This is a genomic window from Pseudomonas sp. RA_105y_Pfl2_P56, assembly GCF_963970845.1.
Lineage (GTDB): Bacteria > Pseudomonadota > Gammaproteobacteria > Pseudomonadales > Pseudomonadaceae > Aquipseudomonas > Aquipseudomonas baetica_A.
This window is the reverse complement of record NZ_CAXAPL010000024.1, coordinates 57,163-81,857: the sequence shown is the minus strand read 5'-3', so window position 1 is coordinate 81,857 and position 24,695 is coordinate 57,163. Positions and strand designations below refer to the sequence as shown.

The 24,695-nt window shown below is 59.4% G+C and carries 27 protein-coding genes and 2 pseudogenes; 14 read left to right on the top strand and 15 right to left on the bottom strand.

The genetic code is table 11. From position 1 onward, the window contains the following. The first annotated feature begins 14 nt into the window (after positions 1–14). Both AACY11_RS17475 and AACY11_RS17470 read left to right on the top strand, forming a co-directional pair. Entirely contained in the window at positions 15–719 is a 705-nt protein-coding gene (locus tag AACY11_RS17475) for a CTP synthase C-terminal region-related (seleno)protein (RefSeq protein ID WP_339495411.1), read from the top strand. After that, positions 719–1,033, top strand: coding sequence for an antibiotic biosynthesis monooxygenase family protein (locus tag AACY11_RS17470; protein WP_339430910.1), 315 nt, complete (start codon positions 719–721; stop codon positions 1,031–1,033). The genes AACY11_RS17475 and AACY11_RS17470 overlap by 1 nt, the downstream gene beginning before the upstream one ends. Before the next feature lie 126 nt (positions 1,034–1,159). On the opposite strand, the gene AACY11_RS17465 is transcribed toward AACY11_RS17470, so the two are convergent. Continuing rightward, on the bottom strand, positions 1,160–1,486 hold the full coding sequence (locus tag AACY11_RS17465) for a DUF2025 family protein (protein WP_339430911.1): 327 nt from the start codon (positions 1,484–1,486) through the stop codon (positions 1,160–1,162). Positions 1,487–1,706: 220 nt separating this feature from the next. Between AACY11_RS17465 and AACY11_RS17460 the strand changes: the two genes are divergently transcribed. Both AACY11_RS17460 and AACY11_RS17455 read left to right on the top strand, forming a co-directional pair. Continuing rightward, positions 1,707–2,834: a glycerophosphodiester phosphodiesterase gene (locus tag AACY11_RS17460; protein ID WP_339464039.1), complete on the top strand. Its 1,128-nt coding sequence runs from the start codon at positions 1,707–1,709 to the stop codon at positions 2,832–2,834. A gap of 139 nt (positions 2,835–2,973) precedes the next feature. After that, positions 2,974–3,279 (top strand): PepSY domain-containing protein, encoded by a 306-nt coding sequence (locus AACY11_RS17455; RefSeq protein WP_339430913.1) that lies wholly within the window; start codon positions 2,974–2,976, stop codon positions 3,277–3,279. A 314-nt stretch (positions 3,280–3,593) separates the two neighbouring features. Here the strand turns inward: AACY11_RS17455 and AACY11_RS17450 are convergent, their stop codons facing one another. After that, positions 3,594–5,216 carry a methyl-accepting chemotaxis protein gene (locus AACY11_RS17450; RefSeq protein ID WP_339430914.1) on the bottom strand — a complete coding sequence of 541 codons (1,623 nt, stop codon included), beginning with the start codon at positions 5,214–5,216 and terminating at the stop codon, positions 3,594–3,596. Between the two features lie 275 nt (positions 5,217–5,491). On the opposite strand from AACY11_RS17450, the gene AACY11_RS17445 reads away from it, so the two are divergent. Continuing rightward, entirely contained in the window at positions 5,492–6,514 is a 1,023-nt protein-coding gene (locus AACY11_RS17445; protein ID WP_339495410.1) for a transporter, read from the top strand. Between the two features lie 39 nt (positions 6,515–6,553). Here the strand turns inward: AACY11_RS17445 and AACY11_RS17440 are convergent, their stop codons facing one another. Then, a complete protein-coding gene (locus AACY11_RS17440) occupies positions 6,554–7,450 on the bottom strand; it encodes a LysR family transcriptional regulator (RefSeq protein WP_339495409.1) in 897 nt (298 codons plus the stop codon). Positions 7,451–7,569: 119 nt separating this feature from the next. On the opposite strand from AACY11_RS17440, the gene AACY11_RS17435 reads away from it, so the two are divergent. After that, positions 7,570–8,325 (top strand): SDR family NAD(P)-dependent oxidoreductase, encoded by a 756-nt coding sequence (locus AACY11_RS17435; protein ID WP_339495408.1) that lies wholly within the window; start codon positions 7,570–7,572, stop codon positions 8,323–8,325. Positions 8,326–8,359: 34 nt separating this feature from the next. Here AACY11_RS17435 and AACY11_RS17430 read toward each other — a convergent pair whose 3' ends face one another. Next, positions 8,360–8,791 (bottom strand): multidrug/biocide efflux PACE transporter, encoded by a 432-nt coding sequence (locus AACY11_RS17430; protein ID WP_339464037.1) that lies wholly within the window; start codon positions 8,789–8,791, stop codon positions 8,360–8,362. A gap of 89 nt (positions 8,792–8,880) precedes the next feature. Here AACY11_RS17430 and AACY11_RS17425 point away from each other — a divergent pair, with 89 nt between their 5' ends. Beyond that, the gene (locus AACY11_RS17425) at positions 8,881–9,735 is read left to right on the top strand and encodes a LysR family transcriptional regulator (RefSeq protein WP_339430919.1); all 855 of its coding nucleotides are present in this window, start codon (positions 8,881–8,883) and stop codon (positions 9,733–9,735) included. Between the two features lie 95 nt (positions 9,736–9,830). Here AACY11_RS17425 and AACY11_RS17420 read toward each other — a convergent pair whose 3' ends face one another. Further along, a complete protein-coding gene (locus tag AACY11_RS17420) occupies positions 9,831–11,060 on the bottom strand; it encodes an RNA polymerase sigma factor (RefSeq protein WP_339495407.1) in 1,230 nt (409 codons plus the stop codon). After that, the gene (locus tag AACY11_RS17415) at positions 11,053–11,397 is read right to left on the bottom strand and encodes a YciI family protein (RefSeq protein ID WP_047599621.1); all 345 of its coding nucleotides are present in this window, start codon (positions 11,395–11,397) and stop codon (positions 11,053–11,055) included. Before AACY11_RS17415 ends, AACY11_RS17420 begins: the two co-directional genes overlap by 8 nt. Before the next feature lie 237 nt (positions 11,398–11,634). Between AACY11_RS17415 and AACY11_RS17410 the strand changes: the two genes are divergently transcribed. Beyond that, entirely contained in the window at positions 11,635–12,120 is a 486-nt protein-coding gene (locus AACY11_RS17410) for a GNAT family N-acetyltransferase (protein WP_339464033.1), read from the top strand. A gap of 19 nt (positions 12,121–12,139) precedes the next feature. Next, positions 12,140–12,745, top strand: coding sequence for a pyridoxamine 5'-phosphate oxidase family protein (locus tag AACY11_RS17405; RefSeq protein ID WP_339495406.1), 606 nt, complete (start codon positions 12,140–12,142; stop codon positions 12,743–12,745). Positions 12,746–12,874: 129 nt separating this feature from the next. On the opposite strand, the gene AACY11_RS17400 is transcribed toward AACY11_RS17405, so the two are convergent. The 3 genes from AACY11_RS17400 to AACY11_RS17390 all read right to left on the bottom strand — a co-directional run bounded on the left by AACY11_RS17400 (position 12,875) and on the right by AACY11_RS17390 (position 14,665). Next, positions 12,875–13,363: a GNAT family N-acetyltransferase gene (locus tag AACY11_RS17400; RefSeq protein ID WP_339495405.1), complete on the bottom strand. Its 489-nt coding sequence runs from the start codon at positions 13,361–13,363 to the stop codon at positions 12,875–12,877. An 86-nt stretch (positions 13,364–13,449) separates the two neighbouring features. Next, on the bottom strand, positions 13,450–13,935 hold the full coding sequence (locus AACY11_RS17395) for a GyrI-like domain-containing protein (protein ID WP_339430924.1): 486 nt from the start codon (positions 13,933–13,935) through the stop codon (positions 13,450–13,452). 67 nt (positions 13,936–14,002) lie between these two features. After that, positions 14,003–14,665 carry a LysE family translocator gene (locus AACY11_RS17390; RefSeq protein WP_339430925.1) on the bottom strand — a complete coding sequence of 221 codons (663 nt, stop codon included), beginning with the start codon at positions 14,663–14,665 and terminating at the stop codon, positions 14,003–14,005. A gap of 139 nt (positions 14,666–14,804) precedes the next feature. Between AACY11_RS17390 and alaC the strand changes: the two genes are divergently transcribed. Continuing rightward, positions 14,805–16,022 carry an alanine transaminase gene (gene alaC, locus AACY11_RS17385; protein ID WP_339464029.1) on the top strand — a complete coding sequence of 406 codons (1,218 nt, stop codon included), beginning with the start codon at positions 14,805–14,807 and terminating at the stop codon, positions 16,020–16,022. A 96-nt stretch (positions 16,023–16,118) separates the two neighbouring features. Here the strand turns inward: alaC and AACY11_RS17380 are convergent, their stop codons facing one another. After that, positions 16,119–17,471 carry a GntP family permease gene (locus tag AACY11_RS17380; RefSeq protein WP_339430927.1) on the bottom strand — a complete coding sequence of 451 codons (1,353 nt, stop codon included), beginning with the start codon at positions 17,469–17,471 and terminating at the stop codon, positions 16,119–16,121. Between the two features lie 81 nt (positions 17,472–17,552). Then, on the bottom strand, positions 17,553–18,086 hold the full coding sequence (locus AACY11_RS17375; RefSeq protein WP_221730740.1) for a gluconokinase: 534 nt from the start codon (positions 18,084–18,086) through the stop codon (positions 17,553–17,555). 216 nt (positions 18,087–18,302) lie between these two features. Between AACY11_RS17375 and AACY11_RS17370 the strand changes: the two genes are divergently transcribed. Then, complete coding sequence (locus AACY11_RS17370) at positions 18,303–19,334, top strand: LacI family DNA-binding transcriptional regulator (RefSeq protein ID WP_339430928.1); 1,032 nt, start codon at positions 18,303–18,305, stop codon at positions 19,332–19,334. A gap of 31 nt (positions 19,335–19,365) precedes the next feature. Here the strand turns inward: AACY11_RS17370 and AACY11_RS17365 are convergent, their stop codons facing one another. Further along, positions 19,366–20,238, bottom strand: coding sequence for a LysR family transcriptional regulator (locus tag AACY11_RS17365; protein ID WP_339464028.1), 873 nt, complete (start codon positions 20,236–20,238; stop codon positions 19,366–19,368). Between the two features lie 121 nt (positions 20,239–20,359). Between AACY11_RS17365 and AACY11_RS17360 the strand changes: the two genes are divergently transcribed. Together AACY11_RS17360 and AACY11_RS17355 are read left to right on the top strand one after the other, a co-directional pair. After that, positions 20,360–20,854 (top strand): PACE efflux transporter, encoded by a 495-nt coding sequence (locus tag AACY11_RS17360; RefSeq protein ID WP_339464027.1) that lies wholly within the window; start codon positions 20,360–20,362, stop codon positions 20,852–20,854. 113 nt (positions 20,855–20,967) lie between these two features. Further along, positions 20,968–21,525: a hypothetical protein gene (locus tag AACY11_RS17355; protein WP_339495404.1), complete on the top strand. Its 558-nt coding sequence runs from the start codon at positions 20,968–20,970 to the stop codon at positions 21,523–21,525. 63 nt (positions 21,526–21,588) lie between these two features. Here the strand turns inward: AACY11_RS17355 and AACY11_RS28460 are convergent. After that, positions 21,589–22,020 (bottom strand): annotated as a pseudogene (locus tag AACY11_RS28460) (methyl-accepting chemotaxis protein); the annotation flags it as partial. A gap of 111 nt (positions 22,021–22,131) precedes the next feature. After that, positions 22,132–22,809: pseudogene (locus tag AACY11_RS28455) on the bottom strand (PAS domain-containing protein); the annotation flags it as partial. 901 nt (positions 22,810–23,710) lie between these two features. Here AACY11_RS28455 and AACY11_RS17345 point away from each other — a divergent pair. After that, entirely contained in the window at positions 23,711–24,121 is a 411-nt protein-coding gene (locus AACY11_RS17345; RefSeq protein WP_339495403.1) for a GNAT family N-acetyltransferase, read from the top strand. Between the two features lie 33 nt (positions 24,122–24,154). On the opposite strand, the gene def is transcribed toward AACY11_RS17345, so the two are convergent. Then, on the bottom strand, positions 24,155–24,694 hold the full coding sequence (gene def, locus AACY11_RS17340; RefSeq protein WP_339495402.1) for a peptide deformylase: 540 nt from the start codon (positions 24,692–24,694) through the stop codon (positions 24,155–24,157). Position 24,695 lies beyond the last annotated feature (1 nt).

Genomic DNA, 24,695 nt, shown 5'->3' with positions numbered 1-24,695 from the left:
CGCAGGGAACCCCCATGGAAAGCCGCGTCATCCGCATTGCCCTGATCGGCGATTACGACCCGCTAGTCACCGCCCATCAAGCCATCCCCGTGGCACTCGGTCTGGTCGCCGAACACCTCGGCCACCCTGTGCAATTGGACTGGTTGGCCACCGAACACATCCACGCCGATACACCACTGGAAGGCTTCGACGGTTTCTGGTGCGTGCCGGCCAGTCCTTACAAAAGTGAAGCTGGCGCACTGCGGGCGATCCGTTTTGCCCGCGAGCAGCAGCGCCCTTTCCTCGGCACTTGCGGCGGTTTTCAGCATGCCGTGCTGGAATTTTCCCGCCATGTGCTGGGCTGGGCCGACGCTGAGCATGGCGAAACCTCACCCGATTCAGAGCGAGCCGTGCTCACGCCTCTGATCTGCTCGCTGATCGACGCCGTGGACAGCATTCATCTGCTGCCCGGTTCGTTGATCGCCCAAGCGTACGAAACGTCGCAGATTCATGAAGGCTATCGCTGCCGCTACGGTGTGAATCCACACTACGCGAGTGACCTTCTCAAACATCAGCTCCAGGCGGTGGGGCATGATTCAGCGGGGGATTTGCGGGCATTCGAACTCAAGGATCATCGTTTTTTTGTCGCAACGTTGTTTCAACCGGAACGTGCGGCGCTCAAGGGCCAGATGCCGCCGTTGGTGCGAGCGTTTGTCGAGGCTTGCAAGGAGCAACGTTGATGAAGCCGACTACAGATTGTTTCGCGGTGATTTTCAATTCAACCCGCACCGAGGGCGACAACGGTTATGCCGAGGCGTCCGAGCGCATGATGGCGTTGGTGGGCGCACAGCCGGGGTTTCTTGGAATTGATTCGATTCGCGGGCCGGATGGTGTCGGGATCACGGTTTCGTACTGGGAGAGTGAGGCGGCGATTTTAGCGTGGCGACAAAATCCTGAGCATCGGGTGATCCAGGAACGAGGACGCTCGATCTGGTATTCGGCGTTCCATACGCGGGTGTGCAGGGTTGAGCGTGAGTATCGGTTTGGGCAGTAGGTGCTGTGCCGTGCTTTAGGCCGCCTTCGCGAGCAAGCCCGCTCCCGCAGGTGATTGGTGAGCGCCACAGAGCCCGTGTGGGAGCGGACTTGCTCGCGAAGAGGCACTCACCGTCACGAAAAACCCTCAGCCCCGCACCAGACTGCGCACCGCCACAATCTCTGGTACTTCGCGCTTGTGCATGTAAACGCGCAACGGCTCGGTGATGTTGAGGCGGTCATCGACATTCTGATCCAGCAACAACTGAATCAACTCGCGTTTAAGCGTCATGGTCTGCGGCGACGCGGGTGCCCAGACGAATTCACTGGCGGGAATAATGCCGTCGTCGGCCACGTCCATGCCGAACGAATCTTCGCTGAAACGCACGATGTACTGACCGGTTTTGCGGTTCAGGCCAACAAAGCCTTTGAGGTCGTCGGCGGCCTGGCAGATGAGTTGGGAGGTGATGTGCATGATAAACCTCACGAAAAATGATCGATGGTTTACACGCAGGGCATTGGACGGCGCGCTCTCTGCCGGAGCGTCTGCCGAGGGCAAGCGTACTGCAAACGGCGCCACAAAAGTGCAGGAAAAATCGCTTTTAATACGTTTATGTCGGTCTGGCGATGGCGGGCAATCGATTCAGTTGTTAAAAGGTACGTCTTTGAAACTGCCCTGCGAAAGGAACTCGAACATGCCCGCCACGTTCACCAAAAGCGCCCTCATGCTGAGCCTGCTGCTCGGCCTTGGTCAGGCGCATGCCGCCAGCCAGACTGATCCTGCTGCAGTCGCCGCCGCTCATGGCATTCCACATCCGGCGGTGATTGCCCACCGTGGCGCGTCCTTCGACGCCCCGGAATCCACCGCCGCTTCCTACAAACTGGCCCGTGATCTGGGTGCCGACTACCTGGAAATGGATTTGCAGCGCAGCAAGGACGGCGTGCTGTTCGCCCTGCACGACAACAACCTGCAACGCACCACCGACGTCGCGACCAAATTCCCGGATCGTAAAGACAGTCCGGCCAATGCCTTCACCATGGCCGAGCTGAAAACCCTCGACGCCGGTAGCTGGTACAACAAGGCGTACCCGGATCGCGCACGCCCGTCTTACGCGGGGCTGAAAATTCTGACCCTCGATGAAATCATCAATATTGCCCAGGCCAACCCAGCGCACAAACCTGGTCTGTATATCGAGACCAAAGAGCCGCAACTGTTCCCCGGGATCGAACACGATCTGAAAGAGAAACTGCAGGATCGCGGCTGGTTGAGCCGGGCAGGTTCGAAACTGGCGAAGAGCGAAACGAGCGTCGGTCAGGGTAAAGGCCGGGTGATCTTGCAAACGTTCGAGAAGAACAGCCTCGAACTGCTGCAAAAGGAAATGCCGCAAGTGCCGAAAATCCTGCTGCTGTGGGTGGGCGAAGGCGGCATGGAGCCGAAATCCAAGGTGACTTTTGCCGAGTCTGGCGAGAAGGACAAAAACGCGTTTTACGGTAAACAGGAACCGAAGTCCGATGCCGAGTTCAAGCAGTGGGTCGACTTCGCCAAGGCGCATGGTGCCATCGGTACCGGCCCTTCGGCGAAGCTGACCCATGGCGGCGACCAGAGCTACTCGGATCTGGTGCAGCCTTGGATGAACCAATACACCCACGATCAAGGCTTGCTGGTGCACGTCTACACCGCCGATGAGCCGGTGGACTTCGAGAAGGTCATGGCCGCAGGCGTCGATGGCATCTTCACCAACCGCGCCAGCGAACTGTTGAAGTTCTACAAACGCCCGGCAGCGGCCAGTGTTGATCAGGTGTTGAAGAACAACGGCTTCTGATCGGCCACCGGGGTGTCCGCATCGCGAGCCGGTTCGCTCCCACAAGAGCATTCTGCGGACGATGCGGTGTTTTAAGGGTGAATTAAGTTGCGGTGGTTAACCTGAGGCCACTTCAACAAACAACCCAAGGAATGACCCGATGAAAACGTTGACTGCCCTGTTTGCCGCCGCCGCTCTGACCCTCAGCGCAGGCCTGGCCCAGGCTGATGTGCGTGTCGATCAGATCCCCGAACTGGTCAAATCCGGCAAGATCAAATCGCTGGAAAGCATGAACCAGGAAGCGCTGAAACTGCACCCGGGGGCGACCATCACCGACACCGATCTGGATAACCACTTCAACGGTTATGAGTACGAAGTCGAACTCAAAACTGCCGACGGCAAAGAGTACGACGTGGACTTTGATGCCACCACCGGCAAGGTGCTGAGCAACAAACTGGATAGCTGATACACCTTGCACACCAAGCCGCTCGATCACTGGATCGCGCGGCTTTTTTGTGCCTGACAGCAAACCCTTTGGGAGTGGGCTTGCTCACGAAGGCGGTGCTGGCCGACGCCGTGGTGGAGGTGTCTTCACTGACTTCGCTGATCGACGTTTTGCGGGTCGCCGTGGCGAGGGTTTGATTGATCGATACAGAACTGAGGCCGACCATGGGAATGCTCCAATGCCGGTTATAGATAACCGGCCATCGATCATGCTCGCCGCCAATTGAGATTGACTGTGTACCGTCTCGGTATCCGATCCGGTACACAGCCAACGAGTCAGGCACTCAGGCGTGCGGTGACTTCGTTCAGTTGCCCGGACAGGCCGTGCAGGTTCTGGCTGGCGCTTTCGGTGCGCTGCACGTTGTCGAGGTTGGTGCTGGCAATCGAAGTGATCTCGGTCAGGTTGCGCGAGATGTCTTCGGCCACCGACGTCTGCTCTTCGGCCGCCGTGGCGATCTGACGGTTCATGTCGCGGATCGCTTCGACGGCGTGGGTGATGCGCTCCAGCATCGCGCCGGCCTGAGTGACTTGCTCAACGCTTTCGTCGCTGCGCGCCTGGCCGCTGTCAATGGCTTGCGCGGCGTCCACAGCACCGGTCTGCACGTTCTGGATGATCTGGTTGATCTCGATGATCGACTCCGCCGTGCGCTGTGCAAGGTTGCGCACTTCGTCAGCCACTACGGCAAAACCGCGCCCTGCCTCACCGGCCCGCGCCGCTTCGATTGCCGCGTTCAGCGCCAGCAGGTTGGTTTGCTCGGCGATGCCGCGAATCACTTCCAGCACTTTGCCGATACGGCCGCTGTCGGCTTCGAGACGACGGATCACCGTGGCGGTGTTGGTGATTTCGCTGCGCATCTGGGTGATGGAGTGGATGGTGCTCTGCATGACCTTTTCACCCTGTTGGGCAGACTGGTCGGCATCGTCGGCAGCACGCGCAGCGTCAGCCGCGTGACGCGCGACTTCCTGGGCGGTGGCGGACATTTCGTTCATTGCCGTGGCCACTTGATCGGTGCGGTTGAACTGCTCGTTGGTGCCGCCGGCCATGGTGGTGGCGATGGCGTTCAATTCGCCGCTGGCGCTGTCCAGATCGCTGGCGCTGCGTTGCAGGCGAGTGAAGGTTTCAGCAAGGAAATCACGCAGGGTGTTGGCGGCGGCCGCGAGGTTGCCCAACTCGTCCTGACGGTCGCTGACCACACGCTCGGCCAGTTTGCCGCGACTCAACTGGGTCACGTAATCAATCAGCTTGCGGATCGGCTCAACCAGGTTGCGGTTGACCAGCCACAGGCTCAACACACCGATCAACAGGCCCGACGCGAGCATCACCAACAGCCCAAGCCAGACGGTGCGATCGGCTTCGGCGCTGATCGATACCGATTGCTCGGTGCCCTGTTTGCGCAACTCGGCCACCAGTTCGCTCATTTGCTCGCTGGCGGCGCGGTCGACACCTTTGACGGCGTTGTCGCCGGCAACCGGATCGCCACCGGCGGCCACATAGGCATCGCGGCCCTTCTGATAAGCGGCACCGAGTTGGCGATGCTCGTCACGCAGACGTTCGATACGGGTTTTCAAACCGGGATCGATACTCTTCTGGCTGGCCAGTTCGCCGAGGATGTTCTGTACATCGCGCTGACGATCTTCGAACTGCCCCCAGTACTTGCTCAGATCCGCCGGTTGCTTGCCGCGCAGCAGGACGTTTTTCCATTCCTGCACCTGCACTTTGAATTGCAGGTTGGCTTCGTCGATCAGTTGCGAGGTGTGCAACGGACCGGCGATCAATCGGCTGTAGCTCTGCACGCCGTTGGACAGGAAATGAAAGCAGGCCAGTGCGATCAACAGCATCGCTAGCAGGCTGCCGCTCAGCAGGGCGAGAATTTGCGCTCTCAGGGATTTTTGCAGCATTGCAGGTACTCATGGCAGGGATGAGGCACGCCTGTTTCAGGCGTGAAAAAGTGGCCGGACTTCCCTGTCGGCGAACCGTGGCGTGGCCAACGGTGCGCAACCTAACGTACCCGTGATCGGCGCGCCAAAGCCGTTCTTGAGAGGTTCCCGACCGCCGGTAGCGCTTTGATTTGACGTCACTTTTTTGTCACGCAAACGTCATGTGACATTGCGATGATGCCCCCCAGGTGAACCTGTAACCCCTGCGCCAACCGCCCTCCTCGCAGCGAGCCTCCATGAACCACAGCCTCGATATCAGTCATCGCGACCCGGACTTGTTTGGCTTGCTCTACGGCTTCCGTTTTCTGCCGGGTGAGCGTGGTCGCGAAATCGATTCGGCCACCGCATTGCGCTGCCTGCAAGGTGACAGCGACAGCAATGAATTCCTCTGGCTGCACCTCAATCTGGCTCACGCCGCGTGCGAGCGCTGGATGAAAAGCCATCTGCAATTGCCTGAAGAATTTTTCGAAGCGTTGCATGAGGGCTCGCGTTCGACGCGCATCGAGCATGTCGACTCGGCGCTGTTGGCGGTGGTCAACGACGTGGTGTTCAACCTCAGCAGCATGGTGTCGTCGGATGTGTCGACGCTGTGGGTCTGCGTGCGCAGCAAACTGATTGTCAGCGCGCGCCTGCAACCGTTGCACTCGGTGGACAAACTGCGCTCGTCGGTGAAGGCCGGCGAACGCTTTCGCTCGCCCTCGGAATTGCTTGTACACCTGCTGCGCGATCAGGGCGAAGTGCTGACCCAGATCGTGCGCAAGACCAGCATGAGCGTCGATCAGGTCGAGGATCAATTGCTCTCCTCGCGGCTGTCGACCAACCGCGCCGAACTCGGCGCCAATCGCCGGGTGCTGGTGCGCTTGCAACGATTACTGGCGCTCGAACCCGGCTCTTTACTGCGCCTGCTCAACCGTCCGCCGCCGTGGTTGCAGAAGGAGGACGTGAAGGAGTTGCGCAAGTCCACCGAGGAGTTTGCGCTGATCATCAACGACCTCACCGCCCTTGGTGAGCGGATCAAGTTGCTGCAGGAAGAGATCGCCGCCAACCTCAACGAACAGAGCAACCGCACGCTGTTCACCTTGACCGTGGTGACGGTACTGGCGTTGCCGATCAACATCATTGCCGGTTTCTTCGGCATGAACGTGGGGGGTGTGCCGCTGGCGACAGATCCTGAGGGGTTCTGGATTCTGGTGGCGCTGGTGGCGACGTTTACCGTGATCGCCGGGCGCTGGGCGTTTCGTAAACGTGGCGATTACTGATCCACTCTTTTTTGTGCCCATCACAGACAACGATGTGGGTCAGAGGGTTGAACGGATCACCTCACCGAGCCAATCCATGAACACCCGCACGCGTAGCGGTAAATGCCGCTGCCGCGCATACAGCAACGAAATCGCCATGGCTGGCGCGGTGTACTGCGCCAGCACCGTCACCAGTTCGCCGTTATCCAGATGCGGCTGCATGCCGGTGCGCGGCACCTGCACCAGACCAAAACCGCCCAGGCAGGCCGACTCGTAAGCATCGGTGCTGTTGACCGTCACGCTGCCAGCCATCGGCAAACGCCGGACCTGGCCGCCCTCCTCGTAGACAAAGCCTTCCGAACGCGCCCCCAAAACACCGACGTAATGCACCAGCCGATGCTGCGCCAGATCCTCCAGCGTTTGCGGCACGCCGTAGCGCGCCAGATAAGCGGGGCTGGCGCAGTTGATCATGGGAAAGTCGCCCAGATGCCGGGCTACCACCGATTGATCGGGCTGCGCGCCGATCCGCACCACACAGTCGAAACCCTCGCTGAGCAGATCGACCCGGCGGTCGGTGCTGCTGATTTCCAGTTCCAGATTGGGGTGGCGCGCCATGAACGACGGCAGGCGCGGCATGACCAGTCGCCGCGACAGGATGTTCGGCATGTCGACGCGAATCCGCCCCGTCAGCGAGGCCTCGTCCTGACGAAACAGGCCTTCGATCTCGTCCATGTGCGAAAGCAGATCCTTGCTCCGCTCGTACAACACCAAACCGTCCTGTGTTGCCTGCACTTTGCGCGTGGTGCGCTGCAGCAGCCGCGTGCCAAGCAACGTTTCCAGCGCCTGCACATGCTCGGACACGGTAGAACGCGGCAAGCCGAGGCTCTCCCCGGCGAGGGTGAAACTCGACAGTTCGCTGACCCGGACGAAGGTGCGCAGCAGTTCCAGTTTGTTCATCGGGGCACTCGCTGATTGTTCGGTTTATTCGACCAGTGATTCCGGTTTAGCTCTGTTTATCACCTAAGGGCGGATAAATAAACTTTGCTCCATCCACTCACCGCCATTGAGGAAGTCCCATGAATCGCAAAATCGCATTGATCACCGGCGCCAGCCGTGGCCTGGGCAAAAACGCCGCCCTGCACCTCGCCGCGCAGGGCATCGACATCATCGGCACTTACAACAGCCGCGCCGATGAAGCCCAAGCGCTGGTGACTGAACTGGAACAACTCGGCGCCAACGCCGTGATGCTGCAACTGGACGTGGGTCGCAGCGAAGGCTTTGCCGATTTCGCCGCGCAGGTCGAGCACGCGCTCAAACATTTTGAACGTCAGCGCTTTGATTTCCTGATCAACAATGCCGGCATCGGCGTGCACGCCCTGTTCACCGAAACCACACCGGAGCAGTTCGACCTGTTGATGAACATCCAGTTGAAAGGGCCGTTCTTCCTGACCCAGCAATTGCTGCCGCTGATCAACGATGGCGGGCGCATCATCAACATCTCCAGCGGCCTGACCCGCTTCAGCCTGCCGGGTTACGGCGCCTACGCCGCGATGAAAGGTGCGATGGAAGTGTTGACCCGCTATCAGGCCAAGGAGTTGAGTGCACGACAGATCGGCGTGAACATCCTCGCGCCGGGCGCCATCGAAACCGATTTTGGCGGCGGCGCAGTGCGCGACAACTCAGCAGTGAACGCCATGGTCGCCAGCAACACCGCGCTGGGCCGTGCCGGGCAGCCGGATGACATTGGTGGCGCGCTGGCGTTGCTGTTGTCACCGGGTGGGCAGTGGATCAATGGTCAACGGGTTGAGGCTTCGGGCGGCATGTTTCTCTGAGCCTCAAGACTGAGGCACAGATGACGCTTGCTGCTCAGACCGGGCGGGTCTTCAAGACCCGCTCGCGCACCACGTCATAACCCCAGTGATACACATAGGTGTACGGCAGAAAGAACAGCAACACGCCGATGTCGAGCAAAAACGCCTGCCACAAACTGACCGACAGCCACCCGGCAATCAGCGGCACACCCATCACGATCAAGCCTCCCTCGAACAACAAGGCGTGCACCATTCGCACCCAAGCGTTGCGCGCAATGTGCAGGCGCTCCAGCAGGCGGTCGAAGAAGCGGTTGAACACCACGTTCCAACCCAGCGCCAGCAACGCGATCAACACCGTCACCGCGCCCATGTCGAGCAATGGTTTTTGCATGATCCACGCCAGCAACGGTGTGCAGATCACAATGGCCAACAGTTCGAAACCGACAGCCTGCAAGATACGTTCAGTGATGGATTTGTTGGCAGTCATGACCTGACTCCTTGAGTGAAGGTGGTTGCCATGATCCAACACCGAACCGATACTTCATAACCAATAACCATCGATCAAGGCGATAGTTGATGATCTCGCAGGAAGTGTTGTTGGCGTTTGTTCAAGCGGCGACCCAAGGCTCGTTTTCGGCGGCGGCGCGCAAACTGGGGCGCAGTCAGTCGACCATCAGCGCAGCGGTGGCCAGCCTTGAGATCGATCTGGATTTGCAACTGTTCGATCGCAGCAGCCGCAAGCCGACCCTCACCCCGGCCGGCCATGTGATGCTGCAACGGGCCGAGGCGATTCTCACGGCCAGCAGCCGCCTGGAAATCACCGCTCGGCAATTGTCCCAAGGCGTGGAGCCAAAGCTGACCGTGGCGATTTCCGACACCTATCAATCAGCGCGTTTTGAAGCGGCATTGATCGGGTTCGAGCAGCGTTATCCGGATATGGAACTGGAGTGTTTGATTGCCGAGTGCGACGACTTGATCGAACTGGTGCAGCGCGGTCGGGCGCATTTGGCCTTCGCCGAGATGCAAGACAGCTACCCGCCGGATCTGTTGGCCTCCACCGTCGCCGAGCGCACCGATATCGCCCTGTTCGTCAGCCGCGAGCATGCACTGACGACGCTCAAGCACATCGACCAAGCGATCCTGGAACAACATCGCGAACTTCGCCTGGCGACGATCGTCAATCCATACGACAGTCGCGCCAAAGGCCGTGTGTGGTCGGCGCCCAGTTACCTGATGCTGATGGAAATGGCCGAAATGGGCTTCGGCTGGGCACCGCTGCCGCGCTGGCTGGTGGGGCGTTTCGGCAACGGCACGCTGGTGGAACTGAACGTGCGCGGCTGGCCGAAACCGGTGTTTGTCGATGCTTTGTGGTCGCGGCTGCATCCGCCGGGGCCAGCGGGGAGCTGGTTATTGAGCAAGATGCTGGAATAGCGTGGCGGCCATGCCAAAACTCCATGACCACCCCGATCCCCTGTGGGAGCGGGCTTGCTCGCGAAGAGGCCGGTACGGCCAGCGCCCCGTTCGGATCAGTCCAACGCTAGCAACCGCGCTTCAATGAACCGCCGCTCCGGCGCTTGCCGCGTCAATTCCAGCGCCCGTGAATAAGCCACCCGCGCCTCTTCCACCCTGCCCAACTGCCGACAGAACTCCGCCCGCGCCGAATGTGCCAAGTGGTAATCCTGCAACTCGCCACGATCCAGAATCCCCTCGATCAAGTTCAACCCGGCCAAGGCCCCGTCACGCTGAGCCACCGCCACCGCCCGGTTCAACTCGATCACCGGCGACGGCAGCACCCGCAACAACACGTCATACAGCCCGACGATCTGCTGCCAATCCGTCTCCCCTGCCGATCCCGCCTCGGCATGCACCGCCGCTATTGCTGCTTGCAGACAATACGGCCCGAACCGCCGCGTAGTCAGCGCACGCTCCACCAGCGCACAGCCTTGGGCAATCAACCCGGCATCCCAACGCGAGCGATCCTGATCGCTCAGCAGCACCAACTCCCCGTTCGGCGAAGTGCGCGCCGGTCTGCGTGACTCGTGCAGTAACATCAGCGCCAGCAGTCCCATGACCTCGGGTTCCGGCAGCAACTCCATCAACAAGCGCCCAAGCCGAATGGCCTCACAGGTCAGGTCCTCGCGGATCAGTTCGGCGCCCATCGACGCCGAATAACCTTCGTTGAATACCAGATAAATCACCCGCAACACGCTGTCGAGGCGCTCAGGCAATTCGCTCAGACCGGGAACTTGATAAGGGATTTTTGCATCACGGATCTTCGCTTTGGCGCGGACGATGCGCTGGGCAATCGTTGCCGGCGCCGACAGGAATGCGCGAGCGATTTCTTCGGTAGTCAGGTCGCAGACCTCGCGCAAAGTCAGCGGCACTTGCGCATCCGCCGCCAGCGCCGGGTGACAGCAGGTGAAGATCAGCCGCAAGCGATCGTCCTCCACATCTTCACCACTCCAGTCGGCCTGCTCCAACGCTTCGAGTTGCGCCAGCAGCAGCGGCTGAGAAGCCTTGAAACGCGCGCGCCGGCGCAACACGTCAATCGCCTTGAAGCGCCCGGTGGACACCAGCCAGGTGCGCGGATTGTCCGGCACGCCGTCATGCTGCCAGCGCTCGACCGCGACAAAGAACGCCTCGTGCAAGGCTTCTTCGGCGAGGTCGAAATCGCCGAGCAGACGAATCAGCGTCGCCAGAATCCGCCGCGAGTCTTCGCGATAGACCTGTTCGACCCGCGCCCTGACCTCAGACATTCAATTGGCGCACGGGGCGTACTTCAACGCTGCCGACCCGCGCCGCCGGAATGTTACCGGCGACCTGGATCGCTTCGTTGAGATCCTTGGCGTCGATCAGATAGAAACCGGCCAACTGTTCCTTGGTTTCGGCAAACGGGCCGTCGGTGATCGACAGCTTACCGTTGCGCATACGCACGGTGGTCGCAGTCTGTACCGACTCCAGGGCTTCGGCCGCGAGCATCCGCCCGCTGCCCTGGATCGACTCGGCATAGGCCCAGCACTCGGCGTCTTCCGGGCTGTCGGGCGACGAATGCAGCAAGCGCTCATCGCTGTAGACCAGGCATAAATACTTCATGGCGTTCTCCTGATTCGAACGGATCAACTATGGCTGAAGATCAGGGCTTCTGATGGTTCGATGGCGATTTCCTCGAACATGAAGATAGGCGAGCCGGGGCACCTATCCATCTTTTGTTGTGAAGACACCTTTAGTCGTTCGGCGAATCGGTAGATCGACAGACGAAACAAAAAATTTCCGAGGAGGGCAAAGTCGCTAGAATCCGGGCCTCATCTTTGTAGGAAAAAGGAAATTCCCGTGTCAGCCAAACTCGTGCCCTACGACAGCCTCAACGCCTTGCAGCGTCAGCAGGTCGAGGCCATTGAAATTCGCGCCGAGCAGATCAAGTTCTCCGGTGATATCCACGGTGCCTTGCACACTTTGCTGTCGAAACCGGCGCCCGGCGTGAAGGGTTTTGTGCTGTTGGCGGACGAAGTGCCAGTAGCGTTCCTGTTGCTCAAGCGCCCACCGGTTTTACCGGCCTGGGCCGATGAACACAGCGCCACGTTGCATGCATTGCAGGTCGATCATCGGGCACAGGGCAAGGGGTACGGCAAGGCATGCCTGCAAGCGTTGCCGGAGGTCGCGCGCCAGGCGTGGCCGGAAATCAAAGGCCTGGAATTGTCAGTGGACGCCGACAACGACGCCGCCATCGCGCTGTACGCCAAACACGGCTTCGTCGACAGCGGCGAAGCGTACAAGGGCCGGATCGGCTACGAGCGACGCATGGGGCTGTTCTTCTAAATCATCGAGGGGATGCACGATGATCGATTCAATCCACGCACTGGAAGCCATTTACGGATTGCCTCACGAGCGTTCGGTGCGCAAGCAGATCACTTTTCTCAACGAAGACTATCAGGCGATGGTGCGGGTCTCGCCGCTGGTGATCGTCAGCTCGGTGGGCACCGAAGGCCTCGACAATTCACCGCGCGGTGATGCGCCGGGGTTTGTGCGGATCATCGATGAGCGCACGCTGGCGCTGCCGGATCGCCCGGGCAACAACCGCATTGATACCTTGCGCAACGTGCTGCACGATCCGCGAGTGTCGCTGTTGTTCATCATTCCGGGGATTGGCGAGATGTTGCGGGTCAATGGCACGGCGCAGATCAGTGCTGAGCCGGAGCTATTGGATAGCTTTGCGGTAAATGGCAAACCGGCGAAAACCGTGTTGCTGGTGACCGTGCAAGCGGCGTACTTCCACTGTTCTAAAGCGCTTGTGCGTTCGGACGCGTGGAATCCTCAAACGCATCTACCGCGCTCTGCCCTACCGAGTGCGGGCGCCTTTCACAAGCGCCTGAGTGATGGCCAGTTCGACGCGGACAGCTACGACCGCGAAGCACCGAAACGAACGCGTGACACACTTTACTAAGCACTCCCCCCCCCCTTGCCCCTGTGGGAGCGGGCTTGCTCGCGAATGCGGTGTGTCAGCCAAGTAGATATCGACTGAAACGGCACCTTCGCGAGCAAGCCCGCTTGTACACAGGGGGGTGCGCGTTTTTTAGAGGGTCAGGATCATCTCGTGCCACGCCATGCCGCCGTGATCGGACTCGGACGGTTTGATGTAGGCAAAGCCGAACCCGGCGTAAAGCGGAATGTGCTTTTCCTTGCACATCAGGTGAATCGTCGCCTTGTCCATCCCGCGCATGCGTTCGATGAACTCGGCCATCAGGCGCTTGGCCAGGCCCTGGCCCTGATAATCCGGGTGCACCACCACCGACATGATCACCACGTTCGGCCCCGCCGGATCGTGGCCGATCAGTTCCTTGAACGCCTCATCGGACATCTGCACATCAAACGCCGCACCCGCGTTGACGAAGCCTGCGACGACCCCGCCCACCTCGGCGACGATGAAGCCCTCCGGCCAGGTGGCGATGCGGGTGGCGATCTTCTCGCAAGTGGCGGCTTCGTCGCCTTCGTAGGCAACGGTTTCGATGGCGTAGCAGCAATCCAGGTCGGCGGCAGTGACGTTACGGATAAGGGTGTTCATGGCAGCTCGAAATCAGTGGAAACAAGGCTGCCAAGCATAAAGCACAAACACCGAGGCCGGTCAGTGAACGGCCTCGTGCATTGATATCAGGCCTTGAGCGGCAGCCAGATTTCCAGCGTGCCCGCATTGATCCTGGGGTTGAAATCTTCGCTGTATCGCTCGAATTCCGGCGCATCGGCGGCTTCGCGCCCCGATTGTGGCAGCCAGGTTTTCCAGATGTATTGAAAGGTCGCGGGCAACTGATCCAGTGAGCCTTTGTGCTCGAACACGGCATATTGCTGGGGCTGAATCTCGACCCAGCGATATTGCTCCGGCAGATCGTCAAGCTTGCTGATCTCAACGCCGGCAATGTACTCAAAACCACCCTGGCCATCAGGATTGCAGCAGATGCCGTAGGTCACTTCATTTTTCTGGCCCGGAATTTCGCCCAAGTGCGGGATGAATTTTTCCCAAAGCTGCGGGATGCCCTCGGTGGTGTCCTGAGTAAACCGTCCGCCCAGTCCGGCAATCAGCAGAAAGTGTCCATTTTCGAAGCGCGGTTGCGCCACTTCGACGCGTGTTTGCTCATCCATGATTCGACTCCGGAACAAAATAGGGGTTCGGCTGGTGAGTATAGGAAGCCCAAACCGATTCGCACGGTTACAGCGCGTGCAACTGCTCGACGGCGCCCGAACCGACAAACTCGTTATAGCCCGATACGATCACGTATACCGCGAAATAGCAGAAGATCGCTGCAGATGCCATGTATGAGTAGCGCAGCAATTTGTCGCCGAGCAGCTTGCCTCCGTGGCTTGCAGCGAAGCACAAACCGGCCGACCACAGCAGCCCGGCGCAGAGGAACCCGGCGAGAAACAGCGCCGAACTCAGCGGGCCACCGCCACCGGAGCGGGCGATCAGCGTGCCGCCCACCGCCGCAAACCAGAGAATCGCGCTCGGCGACGACATGGCCAGAAAGATCCCGCGGAAGAATTCCTTGCGATGGGAGTTGTGCCCCACTTCAGCGGTTTGCGCGAGCAGCGCTTCGTGGTGAATTGCCGAATAAATCATCTTCGCCGCAAAGTAGATCAACAGCGCCGAACCGCCGATCCACAGGACCCAACGCACGGTTTCGTATTGCAGCAGCACGGTCATTCCGGCCAGTGCCAGCACCGCATAAACCAGGTCGCCGACGCAGGTGCCCAGGCCCAGTGCGAAGCCCTGAAAGTATCCGCGCTGCATCGCCAGGGTGATCATGGCGATGTTGGCCACGCCGATGTCCAGGCACAGCGAAAGACTCAGCAAGAAGCCGCTGGTGAATTCCATCAACCATTTTCCTTGGGCAAAAATTGTTAAAAAACGCGCTGGACAGTATGCCATCACTGACCTTATCTTCCGCCACAGGTCACCGCAGTGACCCGCGTCGCTCGGACGGTTCCGGGCGCTTACGTTATCCGAGGCAACAATGGCTGAACAAGGTTCGCCGCGCCGCTTTGCGCGCATTGATCGACTTCCCCCTTACGTTTTCAACATCACCGCCGAGCTGAAGATGGCCGCGCGGCGTCGTGGTGAAGACATCATCGACTTGAGCATGGGCAACCCCGACGGCGCCACGCCGCCGCACATTGTCGAAAAACTTGTGCAAGTCGCCCAGCGTGACGACACCCACGGTTACTCCACGTCCAAGGGCATTCCGCGCCTGCGCCGGGCGATTTCCAACTGGTACAAGCAACGCTACGAGGTCGATATCGATCCGGAAAGCGAAGCCATCGTCACCATCGGCTCCAAGGAAGGCCTGGCGCATTTGATGCTGGCCACACTGGATCAGGGCGACACAGTGCTGGTGCCGAACCCGAGCTACCCGATTCACATCTACGGCGCGGTGATTGCCGGCGCCCAGGTGCGTTCGGTGCCGCTGGTGCCCGGTGTGGACTTCTTCGCCGAACTGGAACGGGCCATTCGCGGCTCGATCCCGAAGCCGAAGATGATGATCCTCGGCTTCCCGTCCAACCCCACCGCGCAGTGCGTGGAGCTGGACTTCTTCGAGCGAGTCATAGCCCTCGCCAAGCAGTACGACGTGTTGGTGATCCACGATCTGGCTTACGCCGACATCGTCTACGACGGCTGGAAAGCGCCGTCGATCATGCAGGTGCCGGGCGCCAAGGACATCGCGGTGGAGTTTTTCACCCTGTCCAAGAGCTACAACATGGCCGGTTGGCGTATCGGTTTCATGGTCGGTAACCCGGAACTGGTCAACGCCTTGGCGCGGATCAAGAGCTACCACGACTACGGCACCTTCACGCCGCTGCAAGTGGCCGCGATTGCGGCGCTGGAAGGCGATCAACAGTGCGTGCTCGACATTGCCGAGCAATATCGTCAGCGGCGTAATGTGCTGGTCAAGGGCCTGCATGAACTGGGCTGGATGGTCGAGAACCCGAAAGCTTCGATGTATGTCTGGGCGAAGATTCCCCAGGCTTATGCACATCTGGGTTCGCTGGAATTCGCCAAGAAGCTGCTGGCCGAGGCCAAGGTTTGTGTCTCGCCGGGGGTCGGGTTTGGTGAGTACGGCGATGACCATGTGCGCTTTGCGCTGATCGAGAACCAGGACCGGATTCGTCAGGCGGTACGCGGGATTCGCGGGATGTTCAGAGCCGATGGTTTGGTCCCGAAAACCGGCGCCTGACACATTTCCCGCTCCCACACTGGTTTTGGGTGAACCATAAAATCCGCCCACAAAAAAACCGCATCGCTGCGGTTTTTTTGTGCCTGACGATATCGCTTAAACGAACAGCGACAACAGCAGGATAAAGCCCAACGCGACGATGGAGAGGATGGTTTCCATCGCCGTCCAGGTCTTGAAGGTTTCGGCCACGGTCATGTTGAAGTATTGCTTCACCAGCCAGAAACCGGCGTCGTTGACGTGGGACAGGATCAACGAACCGGCACCGGTGGCAAGCACCAGCAGTTCACGGTTAACGCCAGGGATCATCCCGACCACTGGCACCACGATGCCTGCACCGGTGATGGTCGCCACGGTAGCCGAACCGGTAGCGACACGAATCACCGCCGCCACCAGCCACGCCAGCAGGATCGGCGAGATCTGTGCGCTGACCGCCATGTGACCGATCACATCACCCACACCGCTGGTGACCAGCATCTGCTTGAAGCCACCGCCGGCACCAATGATCAGGATGATCGCAGCCGTGGGTGCAAGGCTCGAATCCAGCCATTTGAGAATCTGCTGGGAGCCGATGCCTTGCTTGTGACCGAAGGTGTACAGCGACAGCAGCAACGCCAGCAGCAACGCCGAGATCGGGTGGCCGATCATGTCCATCCAGGTACGGAAGAAATGGCCGTCCGGCAGCGCCACGTCTGCGAAGGTTTTGAGCAGCATCAGGAACACCGGCAGCAGCACGGTGATCAGGGTGATGCTGAAGCTCGGCAGCTTGGTCGAATCGGTTTCACGGGCCAGTTGATCGACCAGTTCCTGATTCGGGTGACCCGGAATGTGCTTGGCGATGAACGTACCGAAGATCGGGCCGGCAATGATTGCCGTCGGCAGCGCGACGATCAGACCGTAAAGAATGGTCTTGCCGATGTCAGCGCCGAACACGCCGATGGCCAGCAGCGGGCCGGGGTGCGGTGGCACCAGACCGTGCACGGCGGAAAGGCCGGCGAGCAGAGGGATGCCGATCTTGATGATCGACACGCCGGTACGACGGGCAACGATGAACACCAGCGGAATCAGCAGCACGAAGCCGATTTCGAAGAACAGCGGGATGCCCACCAGGAACGCGGCAAACATCATGGCCCACTGAACCTTGTCCTTGCCGAACGCGCGAATCAGGGTCTGGGCGATCTGATCCGCCCCGCCCGACTCGGCCATCATTTTGCCGAGCATGGTGCCCAGCGCGAGGATGATGCCGACAAAACCGAGCACGCCACCGAAACCGTCCTGGAACGCCTTGATGATGGTGCCGATCGGCATGCCGGAGGTCAGGCCGAGGAAGGCGGCGGCGATGGTCAGGGAAATGAACGGGTGAATTTTGAACTTGGTGATCAGGATAATCAGGCCGATTACCGTGACCACTGCATCGAGCAGCAGGAACGAGTCGTGGGACATGCCAAACATTAGGGGTGTCTCCTGGTTGTTGTTGTTATTAAAGCGGGTTGATCAGAAGTCGTGAGGACAGCGCTATCTGCTTGAACACACTCATACCGCCGGTTTCAGACCGTGGGCCTGCCACCAGACGTGAGCCTGTTCGGCCAGTTCTTCAACGCTGTGGATCGAAGCATTCAACGCCAGGGTCAACGGCTCGCCGACCGGCGATTGGAGGGTGGCGAACTGGCTTTCGATCAACGTGGCCGGCATGAAGTGGCCCGGGCGGTGGGAGACACGCTCGGCGGCGACTTCAGGGGTCAGTTCAAGAAACACGAAACCCAGGCCCGGCAAGGCACTGCGCAGCACTTCGCGGTAACTGTGTTTAAGCGCCGAACAGGTCAGCACCGGGCGCTGGCCTTGTGCATCGACGCGACGCAGTTCATCGCACAGGCTGTCGAGCCAGCCGGCGCGGTCTTCGTCGTTCAGGGGGATCCCCGCGCTCATCTTTTCGATGTTGGCGGCCGGATGAAAAGTATCGCCTTCAATGGCAGTGGCGCCGCTCAATTGGCACAGGGCCTCGCTGACGCACGTCTTGCCGCAACCGGCAACGCCCATGATGACCAGGGCGGTGATGGGATGACTCATATAACACCTCAGCGCGCAGACAGCGCTACCTTTGCTAGCTATGACTCTAGTGCACAGGCAGAAGTTGCCGACGCCTTCTTGTCGTTTTTTTGGGTTGCAGCAGGTTTGTTCCCGATACCAAAAAGCGAGGATCAGGCAGGATCTCGCTCACGCATTTGCAGCTGCATCAGGACAGCGCTACCTTAGTGCCTTGATTTTTGTTTGGCAAGCCGCCCGATGACCACCCCTAAAAACGATAAAAATACCCGCACCACCGGCCGTCCCACCCTCAATGAAGTTGCCCGCCTGGCCGGCGTGAGCCCGATTACCGCCTCCCGCGCGTTGCGTGGGGTCAGCACCGTGGCCACCGAACTGGTCGAAAAAGTCCAGAAAGCCGCGCTCGAACTCAACTACGTCGTCAACCCCGCCGCCCGTGCCCTGGCCTCGGCCCAGAGCCATTCAGTGGTGGTGCTGGTGCCGTCGCTGTCCAACCTGCTGTTCATCGATACGCTGGAAGCCATTCATCGGGTGCTGACGCCCAAGGGCTTCGAAGTGCTGATCGGCAACTTCCACTATTCCCGTGATGAAGAAGAGAACCTGCTGCGCAACTACATGGCTTATCGGCCACGCGGTTTGCTGCTGACCGGGTTTGATCGCACTGAAAGTTCACGGCGGATGATCGAAGCCAGCAACATTCCCTGCGTGTACATGATGGAACTGGACAGCGCCGCCGGGGTGAATTGCGTCGGGTTCTCCCAGCTCAGCGCGGGCGAGACGGCGGCCAAACATTTGTTGTCCCGTGGGCGCAAGCGTCTGGCTTACATCGGCGCGCAACTCGATCAGCGCACCTTGTTGCGCGGTGAAGGTTTTCGCAAAGCCTTGCAGAAGGCCGGGAGGTACGACCCGGATCTGGAAGTGCTGACCCCCCGTGCGTCGTCCGTGGGGTTGGGCGGCGAGTTGTTTGTGCAATTGCTGGCGGCGCACCCGGATGTCGATGCGATCTTCTTCGGTAACGACGACCTGGCGCAGGGCGCTTTGCTTGAGGCGCTACGCAATGGCATCAGGATTCCCGAGCAAGTGGCGATTCTGGGCTTCAACGACTTGCCGATGTCCGAGCACATGGTGCCGCGCCTGAGCAGCATCAATACCCCGCGTGAAGCGATTGGCCGGCGGGCGGCGGAACAGATGCTGACGTTGATGGCGGGTAACAGCGTGGCGCGTCCAGTCGAGGACATGGGCTTCGAACTGAAAATCCGCGAAAGCACATAACACCGCTCCCACACTGGATTGGCGCAACACTCTAGTGACCGAGGCGCTCAACCAGTGCCAACGCACCCTTCTGCAGCGGTTGGCTCTTGAGCCACACCGCATGCACCGGCAGCACCAGACCGTTTTCGATGTTGCGAAAGTTCAGCCGTTTCAAGCGCCCCGAGTCCAGCCGCGACTGCACCACCGACAACGGAAAATTGCCCCATCCCAATCCTGCCTCGACCATCTCCATTGCCGTCTCAAGGTTGTCGGTGCGCCAATACGATTGCGCCACCAACGGTCGTGTCTCGCTGATCGGCAAGTCACGACTGGCCACAACGATCTGGCGCACCTGCACCAAATCCTCCAAGAACAGATCCTGCCCCTGCAACAACGGGCTGTTCGCCGCCAGTGTGGCGATCATGCGTTCACTGCCAACAAACTGAAAGCGCTCCAGCACGTTCACACTCAGCCCGGCGAATGCGATACACACATTGACGCGGCCACTGTGGAGCATCGCCAGCACGTCATCCTGGGGCGCGGTCAGCACTTCGATGTCGAGCAGCGGGTGACGCTCGGCAATTACCCCGATCGCCGCCAGCAAACGATGGCGATCGATGTCCGCCGCCACGCCAATCGACAGTTTGCTCTCCAGCCCCAAGGACAACTCCACCGCGTGCACTTGCAGTTGTTTGAGCTGTTCGGCAATAAGCCGTGCATGGGGCACCAGCGACAGGGCCATTGCCGTCGGTTGCGGTTCGCGATGACGGCGGTCAAACAACGAATAGCCGAGTTCGGCCTCAAGGTTGCCAATGCCCATGCTCACCGCCGACGGGACTTTGCCCAAGGCCCGAGCGGCGGCGGAAAACGAACCGCGTTCGATCACGGCAAGGAACAGTTCGATGCTGTCACTGTTGAAATTCAACTTGGCTTACCTATCAATAGAACTGAAAGCTGCTGACTTTTTCTGTCAGCCCTATTGAAGCTATCTTTCGCCGCCTTCGCCAGCCCCGCTGGCTAACAAGTGGCAAGAAAGAGGCAACTCCATGCAAGGCGTCAAACGCAAACTGGTCTATGTGTCGCTTTACGAAGTGATCGGCATGACCTTCTCCGCCCTCGGTCTGGCGCTGTTGTCCGGCACCTCGCCGGGCAGCACCGGGCCGCTGGCCGTGATCATCACCACCATCGCCGTGACCTGGAATTTCATCTACACCTCGATGTTCGAACACTGGGAAAGCCGCCAGCCATCACGCACCCGCACGGTCAAGCGACGCATCGCCCACGCCGTTGGTTTTCAACTGACGTTGATCGTGTTTCTGATTCCGTTGATCGCGTGGTGGATGAGCATCAGCCTGGTGCAGGCGTTTGTGCTGGATCTGGCGCTGATCATCTTCATCCCGTGCTACACGTTTGCGTTCAACTGGTTGTTTGACCGGGTGTTTGGTTTGCCGGCCTCGGCGCTGCCGGAATCTGACGCTGGAGCACATTGCCCGACGCTGACAGATTGCGGTGATCCACTGCCGCCAACCGGCAAGGGATGACCGCTTTTTCAATCGACTGAATCAAACAACCCTATGAAGTAAAAGGCTTTATTGATCGGGCATGGTAATTGCTCCTGCATGGCGGTCAGTCATTACCTACAGGTCAATTCATCATGTTGGTCAGTGCCAAACAAATGGAAATTCTGCCGCTGCCCAAGCGGCTGGCAGAGGACGCGACCGCCACGGCGGCCGCCGGTCTGCAAGGCGGCCTGCACGGCGCGATGCTGCAAGCGCTGCAAAACCAGGTGCAGACGCAAAACAGCGAAGCCACCGCCAAGGTGCAAGCTTCGGCCACGCAGATTGCCACTCAGCAAGTCAGCGCTGCCGCACGCCTGAGCGATAACGTCGACGAAGCCTTCGCCAGGACCCGCGTCGGCCTGCAAACCACTGACACTTCGCACGCAACCAAAACCACCGGTTCCGCCACCGACGAGTTCAAGGACTACATGAGCAAGACGCCTGAACAGCGTCTGCGCGACAGTATTCTCAAGGACATGGGCATCACCGAAGACGACATCAAGAACATGCCGCCGGAGAAACAACTGGCCATCGGCAAAGAGATCGCCCAGCGTTTGCAGGACAAGATGCAACTGGCGCAATCGGAGAAAGAAAACGTCAATGACGTCAAGGACAGCGACAAGATGGCGAATACGTTTCTGGCTGCGCTCTGAGCTCAAGCCAGCATGAAACCTGATGTGGGAGCGAGCAAGCCCGCTCCCACAGGGGTGGTATGGTCAGTTCAACTGCAACGTCTCATTGAACTGGCTGATCGCATCCACCACATGCCGTGAGCCCTGCTGAATCTCCAGAATCACCTCCCCCGCCTCATTGGCCAATTCGACGCCAAGGCCCGTTCGGTTCAGGCTCGATTGCATGCTCGACACCGCGCTCAACGACAAGTCGTGGTTTTTGCGCACCACGTCGACAATTTCCAGGGTCGCCTGACTGGTGCGTGCCGCCAGGCTTCGAACTTCATCGGCGACCACGGCAAAACCGCGTCCATGTTCGCCGGCCCGCGCCGCTTCAATGGCGGCATTGAGCGCCAGCAGGTTGGTCTGATCGGCGATGCCGCGAATGGTCTGGACGATGGTGCCGATGATGTCCGATTGTTTGCTCACCGCATCGATGCTCACCGCAGCTTCGTTGAGGTCGTGGGAAATGTCCTGAATGATCTGCACCGTTTGCTGCACGACTTGTGAGCCTTTTTGCGCACAGGCGTCGTTTTGTACGGAAGTGCTGTGGGCTGATTCCGCAGCGTTCTGCAGGGTGGTCATCTGTTGGGTGATGTCGCTGGCGAACTTCACCACTTTGTACAGCCGCCCTTTGGCATCGAACAACGGGTTGTATGAGGCCTCCAGATAAACCATTTGCCCGGATTTGTTCTTGCGCTCGAAACGGTGCGAGTGATACTCGCCGCGATTGAGCGAAGCCCAGAACGCCTTGTATTGCGCAGACTCGGCTTCGGCGCGATGGCAAAACAGGCTGTGGTGATGGCCGACGATTTCGCTGAGCGAGTACTGCATGGTCTTGAGAAAATTTTCGTTGGCGGTAATCACATTGCCCTCAGGGGTGAACTCGATCACTGCCATGGAGCGACCGATCGCCGCCAGCATGCTTTCCTCTTCATGCTCCTTGTTGATCCGCGCAGTAATGTCCGCCGCCACCTTGATCACACTTCTGACTTGCTTGTCCTGGCCATACACCGGCATGTAACTGGCTTCGAGCCAGACTTCCTCGCCGCGCTTGTTCAAGCGTTGGAAAGTGCCGCTGATCGGCTCACCACGGGCCAGGTCGCGCCACAAACTGGCGTACTCTTCGCTGCGATAAAACGCTTCTTCACAAAAGATCCGATGATGTTTGCCACGCACTTCCTCGGCGCCATAGCCCATGGTCTTGCAGAAATTTTCGTTGGCATCCAGAACGATACCTTCAGGGCTGAACTCAATCATCGCCATCGAGCGGCTGATCGCGTCCAACTTGGCGCTGGCTTCGGTCAGGGCACAACTGAAGCGTTCGATTTCCTGCAGATCAGCCTTGTGATGTAGGTTGAACATGTTTGTATCACCTTTCGCGCGGACTTTTGATTTGATGAAAGTTCAGGTCTTTCAAGATCCATCACTACGTTCCACAGAACAGGCACACGCACTCCTCCACGGGAGGAAGTTGTCAGGTGATAAATGATGATCAATCGGAGTGTCCATGCAGCGACGCTCTAATCAAGACATCCTTCTCTTGATAGCCCGCCTGCGGGCCAGCCCTAACGCGTTGAAGAACTTCCATTTAAATGACGCTCCTTGTTGGTTCAGTGTCGGTGCCTTGGAATGCGCACTCTGGCAGCGTGAAATCACAGACTAACCCGTACGATCCACAAGGTTAGTTAAGTGTCAGCATAGACAGCGAAAAGCCTTGCGCAAGGCCACTAGTCGGCCAGTATCTGGCACTTTTTGCACAAGAATCGGTTCAGCGAAGGGATAGGTCGGCGGGTCGAAGGCCATCACGCGGGGTGGGCGGCGTCGAAATGATCGGGACATGGCGTTGACCGGAACGGGAATCCTCCCCTCTGTGCAGCCGCGGTGAATGAATTTTGCAGATCACTTGCGAATTCAGCCAGGAGCCCGAGAACCGGGCTCCGGAGAGGCGTGATCAATGACCGAAGATGTCGACTTTCTTGGCTTTTTTCTCGGCGCGTTTTTCAATCGCGGTCTTGGCCGGCTTCTTCTTCGCGGCTTTCTTTGAATCCATACCTTTGGACATGATGCGTACTCCACTCACAGGGGATGCGAGATCAGGTATACACCTATCCCGCCGCGCGCGTTCTTTTATAATCGCCGCTTTGCCCACCGACAGTCCGAACCCATGCCTGACACCCAATACAGCCTGCTCGACGAGTCTCTTTGGCCGTTGATGAACAAGTTTTACCGCCGCCACCAATCCTCGATGAAAGCCGTGCGCGAGGCGCATTTGTGGGTGGCACGCCGGGGAGAGATTGTCGCTGCGTTGTGTTTACGGCCAGTGTCGGGCGGCCAATGGTTGACCGGGTTGTTCGTCGATCCCGGATGTCGTGAGCAGGGGATTGCGGCCAAGCTTATGGACGCCGCGCTAGAGGACATGACGCAGCCGGTGTGGCTGTTCTGCCATCCGGATTTGCGTGGTTTTTATGAGCGACGCGGGTTCAGTTTCGACCCGCCCCTGCCCCAGGCGATGGCTGAGCGGTTGGGCCGCTATGCGCGCAGCAAGCCAATGATTGCGATGGGGCTGAATCAATAGCGATCCAATAGGGGCGATTGTGCCGGACTCGGATCAATCGTCTGCGGCGGGATCGATATCCGGGAACATCACCTCGGTGAAGCCGAACTTGCTGAAATCAGTGATGCGCGACGGGTACAGCCGACCGATCAGATGATCGCACTCGTGTTGCACCACTCGCGCGTGGAAACCTGAAGCGATACGCACGATCGGCTCGCCCTTCGGATCAAAGCCCTCATAACGAATCTGCTGATAACGATCCACCGCGCCACGCAAACCCGGCACCGACAGACAGCCTTCAAAGCCCTCTTCGGTGAATGGGCTCAGTGGTGTGATCAGCGGGTTGATCAGGATCGTCTGTGGCACCGCTTCAGCGTCCGGGTACCGTTCGCTGTGCTCGAAACCAAAGATCACCAGTTGCAGGTCGATACCGATCTGCGGTGCAGCCAGGCCGACGCCGCCGACGCTTTCCATGGTCTGGAACATGTCGTCGATCAGTTGCCACAACTCAGCGCTGTCGAACATTTCGGCCGGTACCGGCGGGGCGATGCGCAGCAGGCGCTCGTCGCCCATTTTGAGGATTTCACGGATCATG

Coding starts and splice junctions, on each gene's coding strand:
- AACY11_RS17475 (WP_339495411.1), top strand. CDS start 15: ATGGAAAGCCGCGTCATCCGCATTGCCCTGATCGGCGATTACGACCCG.
- AACY11_RS17470 (WP_339430910.1), top strand. CDS start 719: ATGAAGCCGACTACAGATTGTTTCGCGGTGATTTTCAATTCAACCCGC.
- AACY11_RS17465 (WP_339430911.1), bottom strand. CDS start 1,486: ATGCACATCACCTCCCAACTCATCTGCCAGGCCGCCGACGACCTCAAA.
- AACY11_RS17460 (WP_339464039.1), top strand. CDS start 1,707: ATGCCCGCCACGTTCACCAAAAGCGCCCTCATGCTGAGCCTGCTGCTC.
- AACY11_RS17455 (WP_339430913.1), top strand. CDS start 2,974: ATGAAAACGTTGACTGCCCTGTTTGCCGCCGCCGCTCTGACCCTCAGC.
- AACY11_RS17450 (WP_339430914.1), bottom strand. CDS start 5,216: ATGCTGCAAAAATCCCTGAGAGCGCAAATTCTCGCCCTGCTGAGCGGC.
- AACY11_RS17445 (WP_339495410.1), top strand. CDS start 5,492: ATGAACCACAGCCTCGATATCAGTCATCGCGACCCGGACTTGTTTGGC.
- AACY11_RS17440 (WP_339495409.1), bottom strand. CDS start 7,450: ATGAACAAACTGGAACTGCTGCGCACCTTCGTCCGGGTCAGCGAACTG.
- AACY11_RS17435 (WP_339495408.1), top strand. CDS start 7,570: ATGAATCGCAAAATCGCATTGATCACCGGCGCCAGCCGTGGCCTGGGC.
- AACY11_RS17430 (WP_339464037.1), bottom strand. CDS start 8,791: ATGACTGCCAACAAATCCATCACTGAACGTATCTTGCAGGCTGTCGGT.
- AACY11_RS17425 (WP_339430919.1), top strand. CDS start 8,881: ATGATCTCGCAGGAAGTGTTGTTGGCGTTTGTTCAAGCGGCGACCCAA.
- AACY11_RS17420 (WP_339495407.1), bottom strand. CDS start 11,060: ATGTCTGAGGTCAGGGCGCGGGTCGAACAGGTCTATCGCGAAGACTCG.
- AACY11_RS17415 (WP_047599621.1), bottom strand. CDS start 11,397: ATGAAGTATTTATGCCTGGTCTACAGCGATGAGCGCTTGCTGCATTCG.
- AACY11_RS17405 (WP_339495406.1), top strand. CDS start 12,140: ATGATCGATTCAATCCACGCACTGGAAGCCATTTACGGATTGCCTCAC.
- AACY11_RS17400 (WP_339495405.1), bottom strand. CDS start 13,363: ATGAACACCCTTATCCGTAACGTCACTGCCGCCGACCTGGATTGCTGC.
- AACY11_RS17395 (WP_339430924.1), bottom strand. CDS start 13,935: ATGGATGAGCAAACACGCGTCGAAGTGGCGCAACCGCGCTTCGAAAAT.
- AACY11_RS17390 (WP_339430925.1), bottom strand. CDS start 14,665: ATGGAATTCACCAGCGGCTTCTTGCTGAGTCTTTCGCTGTGCCTGGAC.
- alaC (WP_339464029.1), top strand. CDS start 14,805: ATGGCTGAACAAGGTTCGCCGCGCCGCTTTGCGCGCATTGATCGACTT.
- AACY11_RS17380 (WP_339430927.1), bottom strand. CDS start 17,471: ATGTTTGGCATGTCCCACGACTCGTTCCTGCTGCTCGATGCAGTGGTC.
- AACY11_RS17375 (WP_221730740.1), bottom strand. CDS start 18,086: ATGAGTCATCCCATCACCGCCCTGGTCATCATGGGCGTTGCCGGTTGC.
- AACY11_RS17370 (WP_339430928.1), top strand. CDS start 18,303: ATGACCACCCCTAAAAACGATAAAAATACCCGCACCACCGGCCGTCCC.
- AACY11_RS17360 (WP_339464027.1), top strand. CDS start 20,360: ATGCAAGGCGTCAAACGCAAACTGGTCTATGTGTCGCTTTACGAAGTG.
- AACY11_RS17355 (WP_339495404.1), top strand. CDS start 20,968: ATGTTGGTCAGTGCCAAACAAATGGAAATTCTGCCGCTGCCCAAGCGG.
- AACY11_RS17345 (WP_339495403.1), top strand. CDS start 23,711: ATGCCTGACACCCAATACAGCCTGCTCGACGAGTCTCTTTGGCCGTTG.
- def (WP_339495402.1), bottom strand. CDS start 24,694: ATGATCCGTGAAATCCTCAAAATGGGCGACGAGCGCCTGCTGCGCATC.